15 protein-coding genes are annotated in these 14852 nt (G+C 44.4%); 4 read left to right on the top strand and 11 right to left on the bottom strand.

Features of this window, described 5'->3' with window-relative positions:
- Nucleotides 1-41 precede the first annotated feature (41 nt).
- From VER99_RS19455 to VER99_RS19445, 3 genes are read right to left on the bottom strand one after another with little or no spacing between them, the layout of a single operon-like run.
- Complete coding sequence (locus tag VER99_RS19455; RefSeq protein WP_020333442.1) at nt 42-2366, bottom strand: putative bifunctional diguanylate cyclase/phosphodiesterase; 2325 nt, start codon at nt 2364-2366, stop codon at nt 42-44.
- The gene (locus VER99_RS19450; RefSeq protein ID WP_020333443.1) at nt 2366-3295 is read right to left on the bottom strand and encodes a transporter substrate-binding domain-containing protein; all 930 of its coding nucleotides are present in this window, start codon (nt 3293-3295) and stop codon (nt 2366-2368) included. The genes VER99_RS19455 and VER99_RS19450 overlap by 1 nt, the downstream gene beginning before the upstream one ends.
- Nucleotides 3296-3355: 60 nt before the next feature.
- Complete coding sequence (locus tag VER99_RS19445; protein ID WP_020333444.1) at nt 3356-4771, bottom strand: aminotransferase class V-fold PLP-dependent enzyme; 1416 nt, start codon at nt 4769-4771, stop codon at nt 3356-3358.
- Nucleotides 4772-5356: 585 nt separating this feature from the next.
- Here VER99_RS19445 and sodC point away from each other — a divergent pair.
- Entirely contained in the window at nt 5357-5830 is a 474-nt protein-coding gene (gene sodC / locus VER99_RS19440) for a superoxide dismutase family protein (RefSeq protein ID WP_029791299.1), read from the top strand.
- 32 nt (nt 5831-5862) lie between these two features.
- Here sodC and VER99_RS19435 read toward each other — a convergent pair whose 3' ends face one another.
- From VER99_RS19435 to VER99_RS19420, 4 genes are all read right to left on the bottom strand, one after another.
- Entirely contained in the window at nt 5863-7236 is a 1374-nt protein-coding gene (locus tag VER99_RS19435; protein WP_020333446.1) for a sensor histidine kinase, read from the bottom strand.
- Nucleotides 7237-7256: 20 nt separating this feature from the next.
- On the bottom strand, nt 7257-8000 hold the full coding sequence (locus VER99_RS19430; RefSeq protein ID WP_020333447.1) for a response regulator transcription factor: 744 nt from the start codon (nt 7998-8000) through the stop codon (nt 7257-7259).
- 138 nt (nt 8001-8138) lie between these two features.
- Nucleotides 8139-8831 (bottom strand): spondin domain-containing protein, encoded by a 693-nt coding sequence (locus VER99_RS19425; protein WP_020333449.1) that lies wholly within the window; start codon nt 8829-8831, stop codon nt 8139-8141.
- A gap of 9 nt (nt 8832-8840) precedes the next feature.
- Nucleotides 8841-9524: a spondin domain-containing protein gene (locus VER99_RS19420; protein ID WP_014234955.1), complete on the bottom strand. Its 684-nt coding sequence runs from the start codon at nt 9522-9524 to the stop codon at nt 8841-8843.
- A 346-nt stretch (nt 9525-9870) separates the two neighbouring features.
- Here VER99_RS19420 and VER99_RS19415 point away from each other — a divergent pair, with 346 nt between their 5' ends.
- Together VER99_RS19415 and gloA2 are read left to right on the top strand one after the other, a co-directional pair.
- The gene (locus VER99_RS19415; protein ID WP_014234956.1) at nt 9871-10800 is read left to right on the top strand and encodes a LysR family transcriptional regulator; all 930 of its coding nucleotides are present in this window, start codon (nt 9871-9873) and stop codon (nt 10798-10800) included.
- The gene (gene gloA2 / locus VER99_RS19410; RefSeq protein WP_020333450.1) at nt 10793-11176 is read left to right on the top strand and encodes an SMU1112c/YaeR family gloxylase I-like metalloprotein; all 384 of its coding nucleotides are present in this window, start codon (nt 10793-10795) and stop codon (nt 11174-11176) included. Before VER99_RS19415 ends, gloA2 begins: the two co-directional genes overlap by 8 nt.
- Nucleotides 11177-11256: 80 nt before the next feature.
- On the opposite strand, the gene VER99_RS19405 is transcribed toward gloA2, so the two are convergent.
- The 3 genes from VER99_RS19405 to VER99_RS19395 all read right to left on the bottom strand — a co-directional run bounded on the left by VER99_RS19405 (nt 11257) and on the right by VER99_RS19395 (nt 13047).
- Nucleotides 11257-11610, bottom strand: a complete 354-nt coding sequence (locus VER99_RS19405; protein WP_076633446.1) for a hypothetical protein — start codon at nt 11608-11610, stop codon at nt 11257-11259.
- 153 nt (nt 11611-11763) lie between these two features.
- Nucleotides 11764-12153, bottom strand: coding sequence for a cytochrome b562 (locus tag VER99_RS19400; RefSeq protein ID WP_024372646.1), 390 nt, complete (start codon nt 12151-12153; stop codon nt 11764-11766).
- Nucleotides 12154-12294: 141 nt separating this feature from the next.
- The gene (locus tag VER99_RS19395) at nt 12295-13047 is read right to left on the bottom strand and encodes a phosphatase (RefSeq protein ID WP_031779192.1); all 753 of its coding nucleotides are present in this window, start codon (nt 13045-13047) and stop codon (nt 12295-12297) included.
- A 230-nt stretch (nt 13048-13277) separates the two neighbouring features.
- Between VER99_RS19395 and VER99_RS19390 the strand changes: the two genes are divergently transcribed.
- On the top strand, nt 13278-14333 hold the full coding sequence (locus tag VER99_RS19390; RefSeq protein ID WP_020333453.1) for a S1 family peptidase: 1056 nt from the start codon (nt 13278-13280) through the stop codon (nt 14331-14333).
- Nucleotides 14334-14428: 95 nt separating this feature from the next.
- On the opposite strand, the gene VER99_RS19385 is transcribed toward VER99_RS19390, so the two are convergent.
- On the bottom strand, nt 14429-14716 hold the full coding sequence (locus VER99_RS19385) for a hypothetical protein (protein ID WP_014234961.1): 288 nt from the start codon (nt 14714-14716) through the stop codon (nt 14429-14431).
- Nucleotides 14717-14852: the final 136 nt, after the last annotated feature.

The following is a 14852-nucleotide window of genomic DNA, read 5'->3' as shown; positions in this document are numbered from 1 at the left end:
AATATCATCAATGCTTAGCTATAACATTGTATTGAAAGGATTTACAACCAGCTTGGTTGCTTTAGTAAGGCTTCGAACTCCTCTGCGGGTACTGGGCGGCTATAGTAGAAACCTTGTCCAAACTCACAGTTTAGGTTGTTGAGATAATCGACATGTCGGCGCTCTTCGATTCCTTCAGCAACAATTTTGAGATTGAGTGCTTTTGCCATCGCGACAATTACATTGACCAGTTCTTGATCCGACTCATTTTCAAACACGTTTTGCATGAAAGCTCGATCGATTTTCAGACGATCAAATGGGAATTTCTGCAAGTAACTCAGTGCCGAATAGCCCGTACCAAAATCATCAATGGTCAGTTTGGTTCCCAATGAACGCAAGTTGTTCAGCATGTCCAATAACTCTTGGTCATGGTTGAACAGTAAACTTTCCGTCACTTCGACATCAAACTTATCGGCTGGGAGCCCCGATTCACTTAAGTTTTGAGTTATCAAATCAAGTAATTTTTCACAATAACGGAACTGAACACTAGAGAAGTTGACCGACATAAATAAAGGCGTAATTGATTGCCACTGCGCAGCTCGCAGACAGGCTTGCTGGATGGCAAACTCACCCACTTGGTGAATCAATCCATTTTTCTCAGCGATGGAGATAAACTCTTCAGGATTAACAAATCCGTATTTTTCATCTTTCCAGCGCATTAATGCTTCTGCACCGACAATCTCGCCTGTTTTCAGCTCAACAATAGGCTGGTAATACAATTCCAATAGTTGATTAGAAATTGCGTGGCGCAATCGGCTTTCCAAATCAAGATAGCGTTGCAGATCCTGGTTCATGTTCTGGTCATAAAAACAGAAAGCATCTCGGCCATCTTGCTTAACGCGATACATTGCCATATCAGCACTTGCCAATAACTGCTCCGCAGTTTCACCATCATCAGGGAACACTGACATCCCAATACTACTGGTGAGGAAAAACTCATGGTTGTTCCATATCAACGGCGCATCAAAAGCAGTGAGTACACTAGATGCGACACGTTTAGCCGTGTCAGCATCAGGTAAGTCAGGCACCACTAATAAAAATTCGTCACCGCCTATTCTGGCTAGTAAGTCGGTTTTTCTCGCGACACCGTGTAAACGTTGCGCACTAAGCTTAAGGATTTCATCACCAACAAAGTGGCCCATGGAATCATTGATCTGTTTAAAATGATCCAAATCGATAAACATAACCAACACTTTAGAGCCACTACGAGCAGCGCGGATCAATTCCAACGCCAATCGCTCTGAACCGTAACTACGATTTGGCAAGTTGGTTAAGGTGTCATATTTCGCTTGGAATTCGAGCTCTTTTTCTGAAGCAATACGACGCTCTATTTCATTAGTAAGCTTTTGGTTTTGTTTAGAAAGAATATCCTTACGCTTTTTTTCTTCTTCAAGCTTTATTTTTAATTCAATTCTATTATTATTCGCGATGAAAGCGTAACAAAGACCGCTAACAATCATTACAGCAAGAATACTCAGGCCAATAATAAATAATCGTGAGGTAAGAACATCACTTTCACTTAAAGGCTCAAACCAGGCTCTCAATTTAAAGTGATAGCGTTCAACTGGCACTTCAAAATATATTTTACTTGTCAGTTCTTTAGGTTCTACGGAACTCTCGTGTTGATTATCTATAGAATTCTTTGTTATTGAATCCCAAACAACCATCTCAACGTTTTTAACATTGAGAACCATTCGGCTATAGCTATCTTCGTGCTCTTGATTGGTTAATTGCTCAATCACGACACTTGTGTTGATGTCTGCAACAATAAAAGCGACTTGTTTTCCTGAAAACTGTACTTTTTTGACCACTTGAATGAGTGTGCCATCACCCTCATCAGACGCGTAGACTTCCTCTGTATGATTATGATCGATCATCAGTTTATGAACATCAACCGACTGTAACTTCTGAGGATTTGTAGAGATGATAATCGTTCCATCACCGCCCACCAGCGTTAACTTGTCATAAATATGGCTGTTATTTATTTTTTTACTGGCGATTTTACTGTCAAAACGATGCTTCAGATTGATCAGGCTCGCACCCAGTCCATACTCCATAGACATACCAGACGCCAAATTGGCAAAAAATGTTTGGACGGTCTTATCACTGGATAAATTTTCAATGTCTTCACTTGCAATCGTAAATAAGTTATCAAGTGTACTTGCATAACTTTTTACTTTTAAGTCTAGCTCTCTATGTTGTGATTCTTTTAATTTATTTTGGCCGAGACTGGTAACAACAATAAGCATCGCCAAATAAACCGACACTAATATTGCGCTTATTGTTATTATTTTTCTGCTGGATATTTTTTTAACAGCCTTTTTCATTAATTTTTCTTACTTTCTTCTATGAAGTAATCATTGTAAAAGTAGTAGATCGATGGATAATATTTCTTCACTAGCATTTCGTACGTTCCATCTTCCTTAATCGCGTCCAAATAACGATCAAAGGCTTCGCGTAATTCTGGTGAATTTTTTCGGAATGCTACCGCCATCTTTTGATTTTCTGATATTGGACCGATCACTTTTATTTCACCAGGCCATTTTTCAAGCGCGATGAGAGTATCTGCAACATCTAACAAAGTGCTTTCCGCATCATTCTTCATAATTGCTGGCACCATCTCGTTGAGAAGGCGGTGACCATCAGGAAGAATCACTTTTGCTCCAGTGTCATACAAGTCATAAAGATTGGGGTCAAGACATGAGTGTTCCAAGGCTAGTACCTCTCGACCATCTATGAGATCTTTCACTATGCCGATGTCTTCATCAATGGAGCCAGTTGGCTTAATTGGAGACAGCGACGAATCCGTTCTGGATACTAACCAAACACCAGAAGGAAAGTAGTCCTTCGAAAAATCAACAACCTCAGTTCTCCAGTCGAGGATGGTCACACCATTTGCAATCAAGTCGCCTTCAATAGGTGTTGTTTCACCCAAAACGGCTCGTTTATCTTGGTAATGAACATGTTGGCCAATGAGCTTGCCGATCATATTGCTCCACTGAGCAGGCACGTATTCATAACGCACGCCCAAAGACTGAGCAAATCCTCTCACTATGTCGACATCAAACCCGGTGAGTGTTTCCATTTCACCTTGTTCGATATAAGAAACAAAATTGGCATAAGGAACACCGATATGGCGCAGGACTCCACTCTCGCGGATCTCTTGGAGATCACTTGACCAAACTGAAGAAGACATAACGGTGGCCGTTATTATCCCCATCGCGGCTATGGTTCGTTTAAGTATCTTGACTGACATAGTGCTTAACCTTTTTCACAAAGCGCCCAAAACTGGACGCTTACGTGATCAATAACAATCTTAGAATGAGTAGTACAAGTCTGTAATTGCTTGAACTAACCCTTCTACATCTTGCTCATCATGGAACAAGTGTGTAGAGATACGCAGCGCATACGTATTGTGTGAATCATCTTTCTTCAACTTGAAATCCGTTGTACGGATGATATAGCCATACTCCTCGCGCAAGCGATCCCGGAACAGCGTGAGAGCTTCACCGTCCGTCTCATCTGCAAGTGGGTTAAACGTCGTGATACCACTGGTTAAACCCTCTACGTTTGGTGAGAAGATCTTTGCTTGTGGTAAAGCTTCAGCAAGCAACTCTTTACACAGACTACCTAAGCCAAGGACACGCTCTTCAATTCGATCTCGGCCAATCTCATCCCACATTTTACAGCTGTCAGTTAACGCTTGTTTCGCTGGGAAGTTATCGTTACCAATGTACTGAAACTGAGTCTGTTGGGACATACCAGTATGAGCAAGTGATGAGTTAATCAACCAAAGCGGGTTTTCAAGTTCCCGCTCCCAGTACTCGCTTAAACGATCACCTTTCCTTACGTATAAAATACCAGTCGCGCCAGCACCACACTGCCATTTATGACCAGAACCTGCATAAAAGTCACAGTCTATGTCATGGAAGTCGAGATTTAACATACCAATGGTGTGAGCACCGTCGATCATCGTAGGGATGCTGTTCTCATTCGCAAGTTTACAAATCGCCTTGGCTGGAAGTGCCGTACCTGTTTTGTAAGTGATATGAGAGAAAACGATCAGTCGGACATTCTTACCAGCGTTGAGATTATCTTCAATCGCCTTACTGAACACGTCGACATAAGCTTCTTCAGAGACCTCTTCGGTACCAGTAAACACCGGAAGTTGAATTTGAATCACCTCAGCTTTAAAACGCTCTGCTGCCACGTGAAGAGGCGAAAGAGCTGCTGCATGTTCATGGTGCGTTGTGAGGATAACGTCACCCTCTTCGAAATCCAGTCCGTTGATGATTGTACATAAGCCATCAGTGGTGTTACGACTAAGAATGATCTCTTCCGCATCTGCACCAAAGCCCGCAGCAATTTCCGCGGCCATATTGGTAACTTGTGGCCAAGAACCAAACTTGCCTTGCATATCCCATGGGTATGTTGCTACTAGCTTGTTATTGTCTGCGTAGTTTTCCAGTACATGCTTAGGCATAGAACCTGTCGTGCCAATGTTCATGTACGTCGTTTTTTTGTCTAGAACAAACTGCTTTTGAACTTTACGCCAAAATTGTCTATCGTTTTTACTACCTAGACCTTGGCTGCCCCAATTAATTTTCTGCTCACCTGCTTGTGCAAGGCCTGAGAAGGCAGATGCACTCACACTGGCAACAACGGCACCCGTTGCTCCTTTCAGAAAATTACGGCGGCTGCGATCAGTCTGAGTAGATTCCTTGTTGCTCATCTTTTTCATTCCTTGTCGAAATTAGCCATCTTATTGTTAATTAAATACACGTAACTATTTGTTACTAAAACATTATTACTTATTCAAACCAAACTTGAATTTTTTTCAACGTTGTTAAGTGATCTTTATTCCATTTTTCTAACAAAATGATGACATATTAGACACCCAAACTACCATTTATATTCACCCAAACTCATATTAAAATAGTAGTTAAATTAGAGCGATTTAGTAGGGAAAATTTAATTTATTCGCTCGAGTAAAACCGATTCGTTCATTCGCATTTAGTTCTACACATCTGTTTTTCTTCATGGTTTCGAACAAGTTTGACGTTGACTCTCCGCTTATCACGGTGATTCTTATGTCAAATATGTCTGATGTGCTACATTTTATTAGGGTCAGAATATACGGTTCTGGCTTTAGAACTTTCCCCAGTTCACGTCAAAAGTTGTTTGAAGAGCATGACGCTACGCGTGTCTCTTTCCGACACTCGCACATTGAACTTACTACCATCCGAATAGTTATATGGAAGGGCAAACCATGTTAAAAGGATTACTGCGGATTTCTGCACCCGTAACATTGATTGGAATGATCGCACCTGCCGCTATTGCTCAATCGATCACCATGACTGATCTCAATACCAACAAAAGCGTTGGTACGGTTGAGCTATCAGAAAGTCAATACGGCGTTGTATTTTCGCCTCAATTGACCAGTATCCCTGCAGGGCTGCATGGCTTTCACGTGCATGTAAACCCATCTTGTGAAAGTGCAGAAAAAGACGGAAAAACCGTTTTAGGCGGTGCAGCTGGCGGCCATTATGATCCACAAAATACCGGAAAACATGGGTATCCGTGGACAGACGATAACCACCTTGGCGACCTTCCTCCCTTGTATGCGGATATGGAAGGGAATGCCGTTTCACCCGTCGTTGCACCACGCCTAAAGCTGTCCGATTTGAAAGGCCGAGCCCTGATGATACATGCAGGTGGAGATAACCATTCCGATCAACCGGCGAAACTCGGTGGTGGTGGGGCCCGCATTGTTTGTGGAGTAATTGAGTAACGAGTCAAACCCTTGACTCATTCACACTTCTCTCATACCGCGGGAAGTGTGAATCGTTGGGTAAATCGTGACGCTGTCATAGCAGTTTCTAAGTAGCTGTGATGCAACATTAAGATGGACTGCACAATTTTCGTTCCGATACCTAATGAACCTTGGTGAGACTCTGACGCAATGTGGTTGGAAAGCGTAAAATGGGCACTTGTTTTGTCATCACTGAGATTGATTCGACAAACGACGGTCGACCCTGACGGGCTATGGCGTAACGCGTTTTCCAACAAGTTAAGCAGCATCCTTTCCAGCAGCCCTTTATCGCCAATGGCCTGTATTTGCTCTTCCATCTCTACACTCAGCGTCACTTCCTTGTTCTGAAATTGACCTTGCATCGTTTCAGCACACTCTGTCACCAACTCAGCCAAATCTACGGGAAGATATTCGTAGCTCGGTAGCGTGGCTTCTTTTTTGGCCTCTTCGAGTAATGCATGCAGTTGTCTGGAAAGTTTTTCTCCATTTCGAAAAGCCACATCAATCAAAGGGTCCGATTCAGGATGTTGTAATCGCCACGTTTCTAAATACCCCAATACACTTGAAAGCGGCGTCTTTAAATCGTGACTTAATTGCACAAGACTTTGACGACGTTGAGAAGATTGATATTCGAGGTGTAAGAATTGCTGCTGGATGTGCTTTGCCATCAATTGGTAAGAATGAGCCACGGGTATTAGCTCAGGAACCTGACGAGTAAACTCTGGATGCAGACGAAAATCATGTTCCGCCTGCTGTTGCAATTGATCGGTCACTCGCTCGATAGGATTAAGAAGACTGTGCTTCACCAACATATAAGCACCGAAAGCGAAGCCTAATATGGAGAGTAATACCAGCCCAGCGAGTGCGAGATAAGGCGTATCAACTTGCGCGTTAGCAATCGCTGTGTGACGGGAGCTGCCGATCACAACATAAAGATAACCTACCGTTGAGCCAAGCTCTTCAATCGCCGCGACGGAAAACACTTTATGTTGCTCACTATTTCGCGGATCATCGCCTAAAATCGGGAAAGCATCACCGCGTAAAAACTGTTTGATCGGAGCAAGATCCACCGACTCCAACAGCTTTGCCCCATCCGGAGCGGCATGTGTGGTGATATTCCCCTGACTATCAAGAAAATAGATTTCGAAGTCGGGCCCAATCAACATTAAAGTATGGAAGATCGATTTTAGTGCTTTTGGGTTGTAATCTGTCCCAATCATTAACGGATTATCATCGCGCATATGACTGGCGAGTTCTTTGTGTAAGCTCTGCTGAGTGCGAAGTTCGATGGTCTCTTTCTGCCAGTTATAAGTCAGCGCAATGGCAGCCGCAGCCAAACAAAACCATACCGTGGTAAATACGACCAAACGAGATTTGAAGCTCATCCTTTCGCCTCCTAACTGGCTCATTGGTGCGACTGAAATTTGTAACCCACACCCCAAACTGTCTGGATAAAATGATGCTCAGAATCCGAGATCATCAACTTAGAGCGCAAGCGATTAATGGTGCTACAAACCGTGTGATGATATCCGGCGTGATTGGTATTCCAGACATGATCGAGCAGTTCATCTTTGCTATAGACCCTGCCGGGGCGCGTCGCGAGAAACTGTAACAACGAGAATTCCATCGCCGTCAGCGAAACATCTTTATTGTTGAGCGAAACCTGATGCAACGCCGGAACAATCTTTAACGCGCCAAAATTCAAAGCGTCTTCGGTCTCTGTCTCTCTGGCCTTGTTATCTGTCGTTTGATTTGCTCGGCGTAATACATTCCTCACTCGAGCTTGAAACTCCAGCACACTAAAGGGTTTCGTTATGTAGTCGTCAACATCTGCCTCTAAGCCATCGACTTTGTCCATTTCACTGTCTCTCGCAGTCAGCACCAAAACTGGCGTCCAATCTTGCTGCTGACGCAAGTAATGGCAAAGTTCTAAACCATCACCATCTGGTAGCCCCCTGTCGAGGATCACCAGTTCAAAAGTCTGTCGCTGATACTCAGCTTTACCCTTTTCGATGCTAACGACTCGCGTGACATGATGCCCTTGAAACTTAAGGTGCATTTGAACCAGTTCGGCTAAATCATTATCGTCTTCTATCAGCAAAATGTTCGCTGCCAAATTGATTGCTGGGTTAATAGATTGCTGCGCCATGATCCTTTCCCTGCGAATGACTTTCCCTATTTGAGAAGCCTCATTCTGCACATGACCGGATCAAAGCACGCTTTCTTTCAATAAAAGGCTCCGGCGGCAGAAAGAAAGAGAATTAAGCTTAGCCGCCGGAAGCTCTGTTTACTCTATTCGCGTGATCGTCACCTTCGCGCCAGGGTTTAGAAATCGGTGATTCGCAGCCAAGGTAGAATTCGTCAGCCCATCATCGTGGCTAATAACGCCAGCATGGAAAGCGACCATGTCAGCGTTGTCATTGCGCTCTGCATTGAAACCTTCTCCGCCACCAGCTGGGCCTGGAATCGTCGCAGCGAGTTCATCATTGAGCTCGGTTCCGGAATCCCACACGTTCATGTTCATTTCGTAGCTGTCCCCAACCGCGAGCGATTTAAGTGACAAGCCGGTCTCGCCAACAAAGGCATCGTTAGTGTTTACCAACATAGATGCCACCGACAAAAAACCATAGCGATGTGGGTTAAGGGTAATCGTCACTTCGTCAGAAGCCCCCGGAAGTAACAATCCATTCCCCGATACCCCCTGATAAACATTGCTGTCGCTGTTCATCATCGCAAGCAACTCGGCATTACTGCCACCTTCAGCTAAGTGTTCTAAGGCGACCGAAGCACTTTGACCAATTTCAAATAAGCGGAAGTCACTATTATGAGTAAGTACCGCCAGTGGAGACATAGGCTGATTTGCAGTGAGGTTCACCACATTTACCGTATATCGGAATGATGTCACCTCGTCGTTGTCATCATTATTACAACCTGCGAGTAGAGCGACTGACGCAGCCACTAGTAAGATTCTGTATTTCATACGTCCCCCTTACTTCACTACGATGGTGATGGTAGCTACGGGGTTTAACCAACGGTGACTGCTGCTGTCTAGGTCGCTCATACCACCGAGCGAATCACTGTCACCCAAATTCCCCGGATGTACATGAACTTTGTCATTTGAGACCACAGTTTCAACACCCGTCCCGCCACTTCCGAAAGTAATAAAAGGCGGATTGGGTATGCTTGCCACTAACTCGTCATTGGCTTCGGTGCCTGCATCGTAGCTGTTCAATGCTGCTTTATAAGTACCTGCTGCCGTAGGAATTTCCCAGCTATCTAAACCAACAAATCCATCATTGGTCGGCAACAGCATTGCGCTGAGAGAAAGATAACCATGATCGCCACTGTCAAAGGTAAACGTGGTTGCAGTCCCCGGATTAAGGAAGCCACCTGCCGGATTTTCTAATACAGTGCCTCCGGCGTTACCAATCACGCTGGATAAACCGGAAATGTCGCCTTGTTCAGCCATCGCTTCTAACTCCGACGTCGCGGCTTCACCCACTCTGAACATATGCAAATTAGCGCCATGTGCGGCCACAATGAGCGGAGTAAAATAGATGCCTTTGGTAGCGTTGGTTACGGTAATTTCTAATTCTGCTGCGCTCACCGATGCTCCGCCAAACGTCAGAGCGACAGAAGCCATGGCGAGACTAAGTTGGGTACGTTTTTTCATTGTGAGTCCATCCTTTAATGAGAGTGGTATCCAAGCCCGTTAACTCATCGTCTTACGGCTGCCTGGGTAAAGTTACGATCGAACGCCTTTCGTTCTGCTTCTAAGCATGGCGGGTAGATCTATCGGCAACTTCATCAAATTCTCATAAAATTCTCACAACTTCTGGTTCGGTTCATGACACGTAGAAATGGCCCTCTTCTAATCGGTTGAGCGCACTCTGATTACTGAACAAAACAAGCGACACATGCTTTCTGACGAAAATATCGTGAAAGCGAGACTGATACACTTGAACTCAGCCATGTCGTGCCAGAGAATACCGTCATTACGCGCTACAGAACCAAAACCTATGGTTAATACTAAACTTATCGCCCTCCTTCCTGATCTTGCCTCGTTTATCTTGGTAGTAAATGAAGGGAGTTTTACTGCCGCAGCGAAAAAACTCGGGGTTACACCTTCAGCTTTGAGCAAACTGATCACGAGATTGGAGCATGCGCTTTCGGTGAAATTATTCGAACGCACCACTCGTAAGCTGCTCATCACTCAAGCTGGTCAAAAGGTATATGACCAAAGCATTGCGATGGTTAACGCTGCGCAGCAAGCTGTCGAACTCTCAGCAGAAGATCATACTGAGCCAAAAGGTGCGCTTACCGTTGCAGCACCAGAGGCGTTTTTAAACTCGGTACTTCAGCCTTTTGTTTTACCCTTCTTACAGCGCTACCCAAAGATTCAGTTAAAGCTGCGCGCTGCAGATGGAGAAATCGATTTGTTTCGTCAAGGCATAGACGTCGCTTTCAAATTGACTGACAAGCCCGACGAGAATTTGGTATTAAAAGAGATAAGTAAAACCAACCTGGTGTTGTGTGCGTCACCGGACTACCTCGCTAAGCAGGGCACGCCAGACCACCCAACTCAGCTTGAACAGCATGACTGTATTTATCTGGCAGAAAACGATAAAGACAACATTTGGTCATTTTTTAAAGAAGAAGCCTTTCACTCTGTTGCCGTAAATGGTCGCTACGCGGTAAACCACTCACAAATGCGCTTAAATGGTGTTAAAGCAGGGCTAGGTATTGGAATCTTTCACGACTTTGTCGTCAAAGAAGCGCTAGAAACAGGGGAAGTCGTTGAAGTGCTTGCAGATTGGATGATCAAGAGCAACTACCATGGTGCAATAGCCATGCAGTATCCCCAAACGAAGTACATGCCCGCGCGCTTGCGTGTGTTTATCGATTTCGTCAATGAACACTTGATCTCAAAGGAACCTAATCATGTTTAATGCGATTCATCACGTCGCCATCATTTGTAGTGATTACCCAACGTCAAAGCATTTTTATACGGAAATATTAGGCCTGTCCGTTATTGCAGAAAATTACCGTGCAGCGCGTGATTCTTATAAGCTCGACCTCGCGCTTCCTGATGGCAGCCAGATTGAATTATTCAGTTTTCCAGATGTACCTGAGCGCCCAAGCTTTCCGGAAGCCCAGGGCTTACGACACCTGGCGTTTCAAGTTGATGATATTGAGGAAGTAAAAACCTACCTTGAATCGAAGAACATCGCAGTTGAACCTATTCGAATTGATGAATTCACTGGTAAAGCGTTCACTTTCTTTCAGGATCCGGATCGGCTGCCTTTGGAGTTATATCAGAAGTAAACCGTGAAGATGGAAAACGTGGGGGTATTTGAGGTGCTCGGTTGGAAGGTAAAGGGATTCAGAAAACGTTAAGTGTTTGATTAGGCAATGGCTGGCGGCGCCCTAGGAACTGGTGTTTCAAATCGCACACTTAGAGCCAAAAAAGTGTAGCTGTCAGAAATAACCGAGCTCAGTCGTAAAAGTAAAGGTGTAGTTGGAAGTGAGTCGTGATGAAAGGGTGAAAAGTAACTGAATGGGCAGGGTTTCCCCTTATGTGTTACCGCATTGTCTCCCTCTTCAACCTGTACCAGTTCAAAACCATTAAGCGTACAAAGCGTTGCCCACACGCCCATGCTGTTACCATGAGCATTAATAACAGGCATCAGTGTTACCAGCGCCCAACTTAGGGCACTAACAAGCAGCATGGAGCGATAAAAAGGAATTAATCTACGCATAACGGTGACTTAACAAATTTCATACAGCGTAACCAATTCTAAGTACAAGCTCAATAAAGGATTTCAGGCGTAGTTCTATTTTCCATCAGAAACAAAAGACCCGCAGAGTTGCGGGTCTTGAAATCGTTGGGGGTTGTTCTTATCCATCCCAAATCAGCCAAACAGCTTGCTCCAGATGCTTGGGTTACGTTTGTCGTGGTATTCTTCACGAAGACTATCGATTTCGCGCAGTTGCGCTTTCGCTTCGGTAAGATTACCCGCATCTAAGTCCGCTTCGATGCTGTCTAGTGTCACTGACAACTTGTTGAAGCCTTCAAGAAACGTATCAAACTTTTCTGGTGGGTAGTTACCACGCTTAGATTGCTCCACGATAGCTTGTAAGCTATCAATGGCCGTTTTCATGGTTTCAACATCCGACGCTTCGGCCGCTTGTTTGAAATCCATCTTCATTTGTTTCATGTTCTGTTTTAGATCGACAGCTTCTGCCATTGCGTAGCTTGAGCCCAACGCAATCGCACACCCTAAAACTAAAGGACGTAACATCTTCACTTCTCCATTTTTAGTGCCGAATTCTTTGTCGGCTTTGTTTATCACGATCACCCCTCATTAAGGATGATTCGGATAGTTGAGCTTCGCAGTGTAAAGGAAACGCGCTTAGGGTGCATTCCCAAAATGTAATCAAGTTTATGCGTTAAGCATTTCGTCATATTCTGCAATTGGCTCTCGTCCACGAAGCTCAAGGAACGACAAAAACTGCTCAGCCGAGTGAGTAATGACGTTCTCACTCTTAATACCGACTCTGTCCATCAGTTCACCCACCAGATCGAGATTACCGACATCATGGCAAAAATGAGCATCACTGCCTGTGGTAAAGAAAACGCCCACTTGTTTACCTATTTGAGCGATGTCATGACAACGTTCAACACTACCCACTCGGCTGTTGCCTTTCAGGGTTGTATTGTTTATCTCAATAGCAACGTTATGTTGTTGCGCACATTTTAAAACCGTCTCGAAATCAAAGTCATAATTAGGGTTACCCAGATGCCCGAGTGCATCAACACGACCACTTTGGATCACATTAAGTAGTGCTTCGGTATGGGTTTCTTTATTGGATGGAACAAAGACTGGCTCATGAAAACTGGCAATGACCCAATCAAGGTTCCGGTCAACGCTCAAAGGGATATCAATATCGCCCTCGATATTAAGAATGTTGGCTTCAACGCCACGAATGATGGCAACACCGTTGAGGTAACGAGGCAGAATCTTTTGGTTGGAGAAAAACCAATAATGAGGTGCACCCGGCATTGATTCTGCGTGATCGGTGGTGCAGAACATTTCGAGCCCGTTCTCTTTTGCCGACTGAGCGTTTTCAATCAACGTACTGTAAGCGTGACCGCTGGCGTACGTATGTGTGTGGGTATCAACCTTAAATTCCATCATTTACTCTCTTTGGTTTGCAGGTTTTCAGCCATTGTATACCCAAACGTTGTCAGGATGCAGGACATAAAACCTCAATTCCCCCTATCCACACTTGCCAGCATGCCTCTTTTCCTGACCAAGCCCCTTCATCGAGTATGAATAATGAGACTGGATAGAAGCAATGTTGTACTTGTTGGAGTCTTGACTAAAGTAAATGTAATAACAAATCTAACAATAAGGATAAGGTTATGAGGTTACATCATGCTTTGCTCGGGACTTTCCTCATTTTGCCTATAACGACTTTAGCGGATACAGATACCAATCTATCACCACAAGATATATCTGTTGCTATCATTGGTGGTGAGCCTACCACTTTGAATCAATTACCATTTTTTGCTCGTCTTATACTACACAAGACTGGGTCTAGTGAATTCGCTAACCTTTGCGGTGGTTCTATCGTGAATGATCGCTACATTTTAACCGCCGCACACTGTGTGGAGTCAGAGGTATTCACAAACGGATGGAACACTGATGATTTACGTGTGTTAGTGAAAAACCCGACCATGGATGACGTTTATACCTCCGAATTTAAAGATGTTCGTAGAATTACGATTCACCCAGGCTATGCGCCCTACAACTTATGGATTAATGATCTGGCAGTGCTAGAACTTGCCCGACCAATCACTGATAACGTGCAATCCATTACTTTGCCACAAGATTTCGGAGATTACAGTGACGCCTCGGCTTATCAAATATTTGGCTTGGGGCAGACCTCAACCACTGACACTTCAGTGCCAAATTATTTGCGCTGGGCAGAAGTCGACCCACTGACTGACGCAGAGTGTGCTTCGTTAGTGACAGGCTTCAACTCTGAAGAAAGTTTATGTGCAAATGGCTTTGAGGGCAGAGATTATACGGGTATATGCCGTGGCGATTCCGGCGGCCCGCTCACCTACGTAGACAGCAACGGCATGTATCAACAGATTGGTATTGTCAGTTATGGTTCATCCATTTGTGAATCTGCCGCCATACCGAGTGTGTTTACCGAAGTTCTGAACTACACCACTTGGATAGAACTGCAAACCAGCGCTGGCGTAAAAACCAGTTATGACGCTGAGTTAGCCGCAACGGAAGATTACCATAGTGAAGGTGACTCTCGGATCTTTGAAGACAGCAGTGATGATGGAGGCAGTGGTGACAGTGGTGGTAGTGGTGGCGCTGTTGGGACTGGCTTGTTGATGATTGCGGGATGGCTGGGTTGGATACGCAGACGCCATTCTAACGACAAATGTGAGTTGAGTTAGAAACAGCTCAGGCTATAGCGGCTCACCCGCTGTGTCTTACGATAAGAAAACAGCCTCCAAGACACTCAATAAGTCATTGGACGGCTGTTTTTCTTCTAACGACGAATGTAAATCGCGGTTGTACCGGCGGCTTTGCCTTCAGGAATACGAAAGCCCACTTTTAACATGGTATTGTGCAGTACTTTGTTAAATAACTCGAACTCCACCGTTTCTTTGACTTGGTTGAGGTGCTGCGTTTTTAACTCCGGGAATCGCATTAGTGCTTCTTTTCGTATATTTTTCAATTCTTCAGTATTAATGCTTTGTTTACTCAGCAGTTTATTACCGATGAAACTTTCATAAGCACGCGCGCATTTCATCAATCGCAAAACAAATTCATTCATTGTAGTCTTTCTTTTTCGTTATAGCCTGACGTTAAGAACACGTGTTTATATTGATTGTGTTCCAGCCTTCGAAAAAGATAGCAAGAAGTATCACTAGATAGGTGTAGGAAAAATCCTAACAGAGTGAAAGAAATTA

The organism is Vibrio natriegens NBRC 15636 = ATCC 14048 = DSM 759 (assembly GCF_035621455.1).
Classification (GTDB): domain Bacteria; phylum Pseudomonadota; class Gammaproteobacteria; order Enterobacterales; family Vibrionaceae; genus Vibrio; species Vibrio natriegens.
The sequence above is the reverse complement of the archived record's forward strand: the minus strand, read 5'-3'. Positions and strand labels throughout refer to the sequence as shown.

Bases quoted from the DNA above. Each gene is read 5' to 3' on its own strand.
- VER99_RS19455 (WP_020333442.1), bottom strand. From the start codon at position 2,366: ATGAAAAAGGCTGTTAAAAAAATATCCAGCAGAAAAATAATAACAATA.
- VER99_RS19450 (WP_020333443.1), bottom strand. From the start codon at position 3,295: ATGTCAGTCAAGATACTTAAACGAACCATAGCCGCGATGGGGATAATA.
- VER99_RS19445 (WP_020333444.1), bottom strand. From the start codon at position 4,771: ATGAGCAACAAGGAATCTACTCAGACTGATCGCAGCCGCCGTAATTTT.
- sodC (WP_029791299.1), top strand. From the start codon at position 5,357: ATGATCGCACCTGCCGCTATTGCTCAATCGATCACCATGACTGATCTC.
- VER99_RS19435 (WP_020333446.1), bottom strand. From the start codon at position 7,236: ATGAGCTTCAAATCTCGTTTGGTCGTATTTACCACGGTATGGTTTTGT.
- VER99_RS19430 (WP_020333447.1), bottom strand. From the start codon at position 8,000: ATGGCGCAGCAATCTATTAACCCAGCAATCAATTTGGCAGCGAACATT.
- VER99_RS19425 (WP_020333449.1), bottom strand. From the start codon at position 8,831: ATGAAATACAGAATCTTACTAGTGGCTGCGTCAGTCGCTCTACTCGCA.
- VER99_RS19420 (WP_014234955.1), bottom strand. From the start codon at position 9,524: ATGAAAAAACGTACCCAACTTAGTCTCGCCATGGCTTCTGTCGCTCTG.
- VER99_RS19415 (WP_014234956.1), top strand. From the start codon at position 9,871: ATGGTTAATACTAAACTTATCGCCCTCCTTCCTGATCTTGCCTCGTTT.
- gloA2 (WP_020333450.1), top strand. From the start codon at position 10,793: ATGTTTAATGCGATTCATCACGTCGCCATCATTTGTAGTGATTACCCA.
- VER99_RS19405 (WP_076633446.1), bottom strand. From the start codon at position 11,610: ATGCGTAGATTAATTCCTTTTTATCGCTCCATGCTGCTTGTTAGTGCC.
- VER99_RS19400 (WP_024372646.1), bottom strand. From the start codon at position 12,153: ATGTTACGTCCTTTAGTTTTAGGGTGTGCGATTGCGTTGGGCTCAAGC.
- VER99_RS19395 (WP_031779192.1), bottom strand. From the start codon at position 13,047: ATGGAATTTAAGGTTGATACCCACACACATACGTACGCCAGCGGTCAC.
- VER99_RS19390 (WP_020333453.1), top strand. From the start codon at position 13,278: ATGAGGTTACATCATGCTTTGCTCGGGACTTTCCTCATTTTGCCTATA.
- VER99_RS19385 (WP_014234961.1), bottom strand. From the start codon at position 14,716: ATGAATGAATTTGTTTTGCGATTGATGAAATGCGCGCGTGCTTATGAA.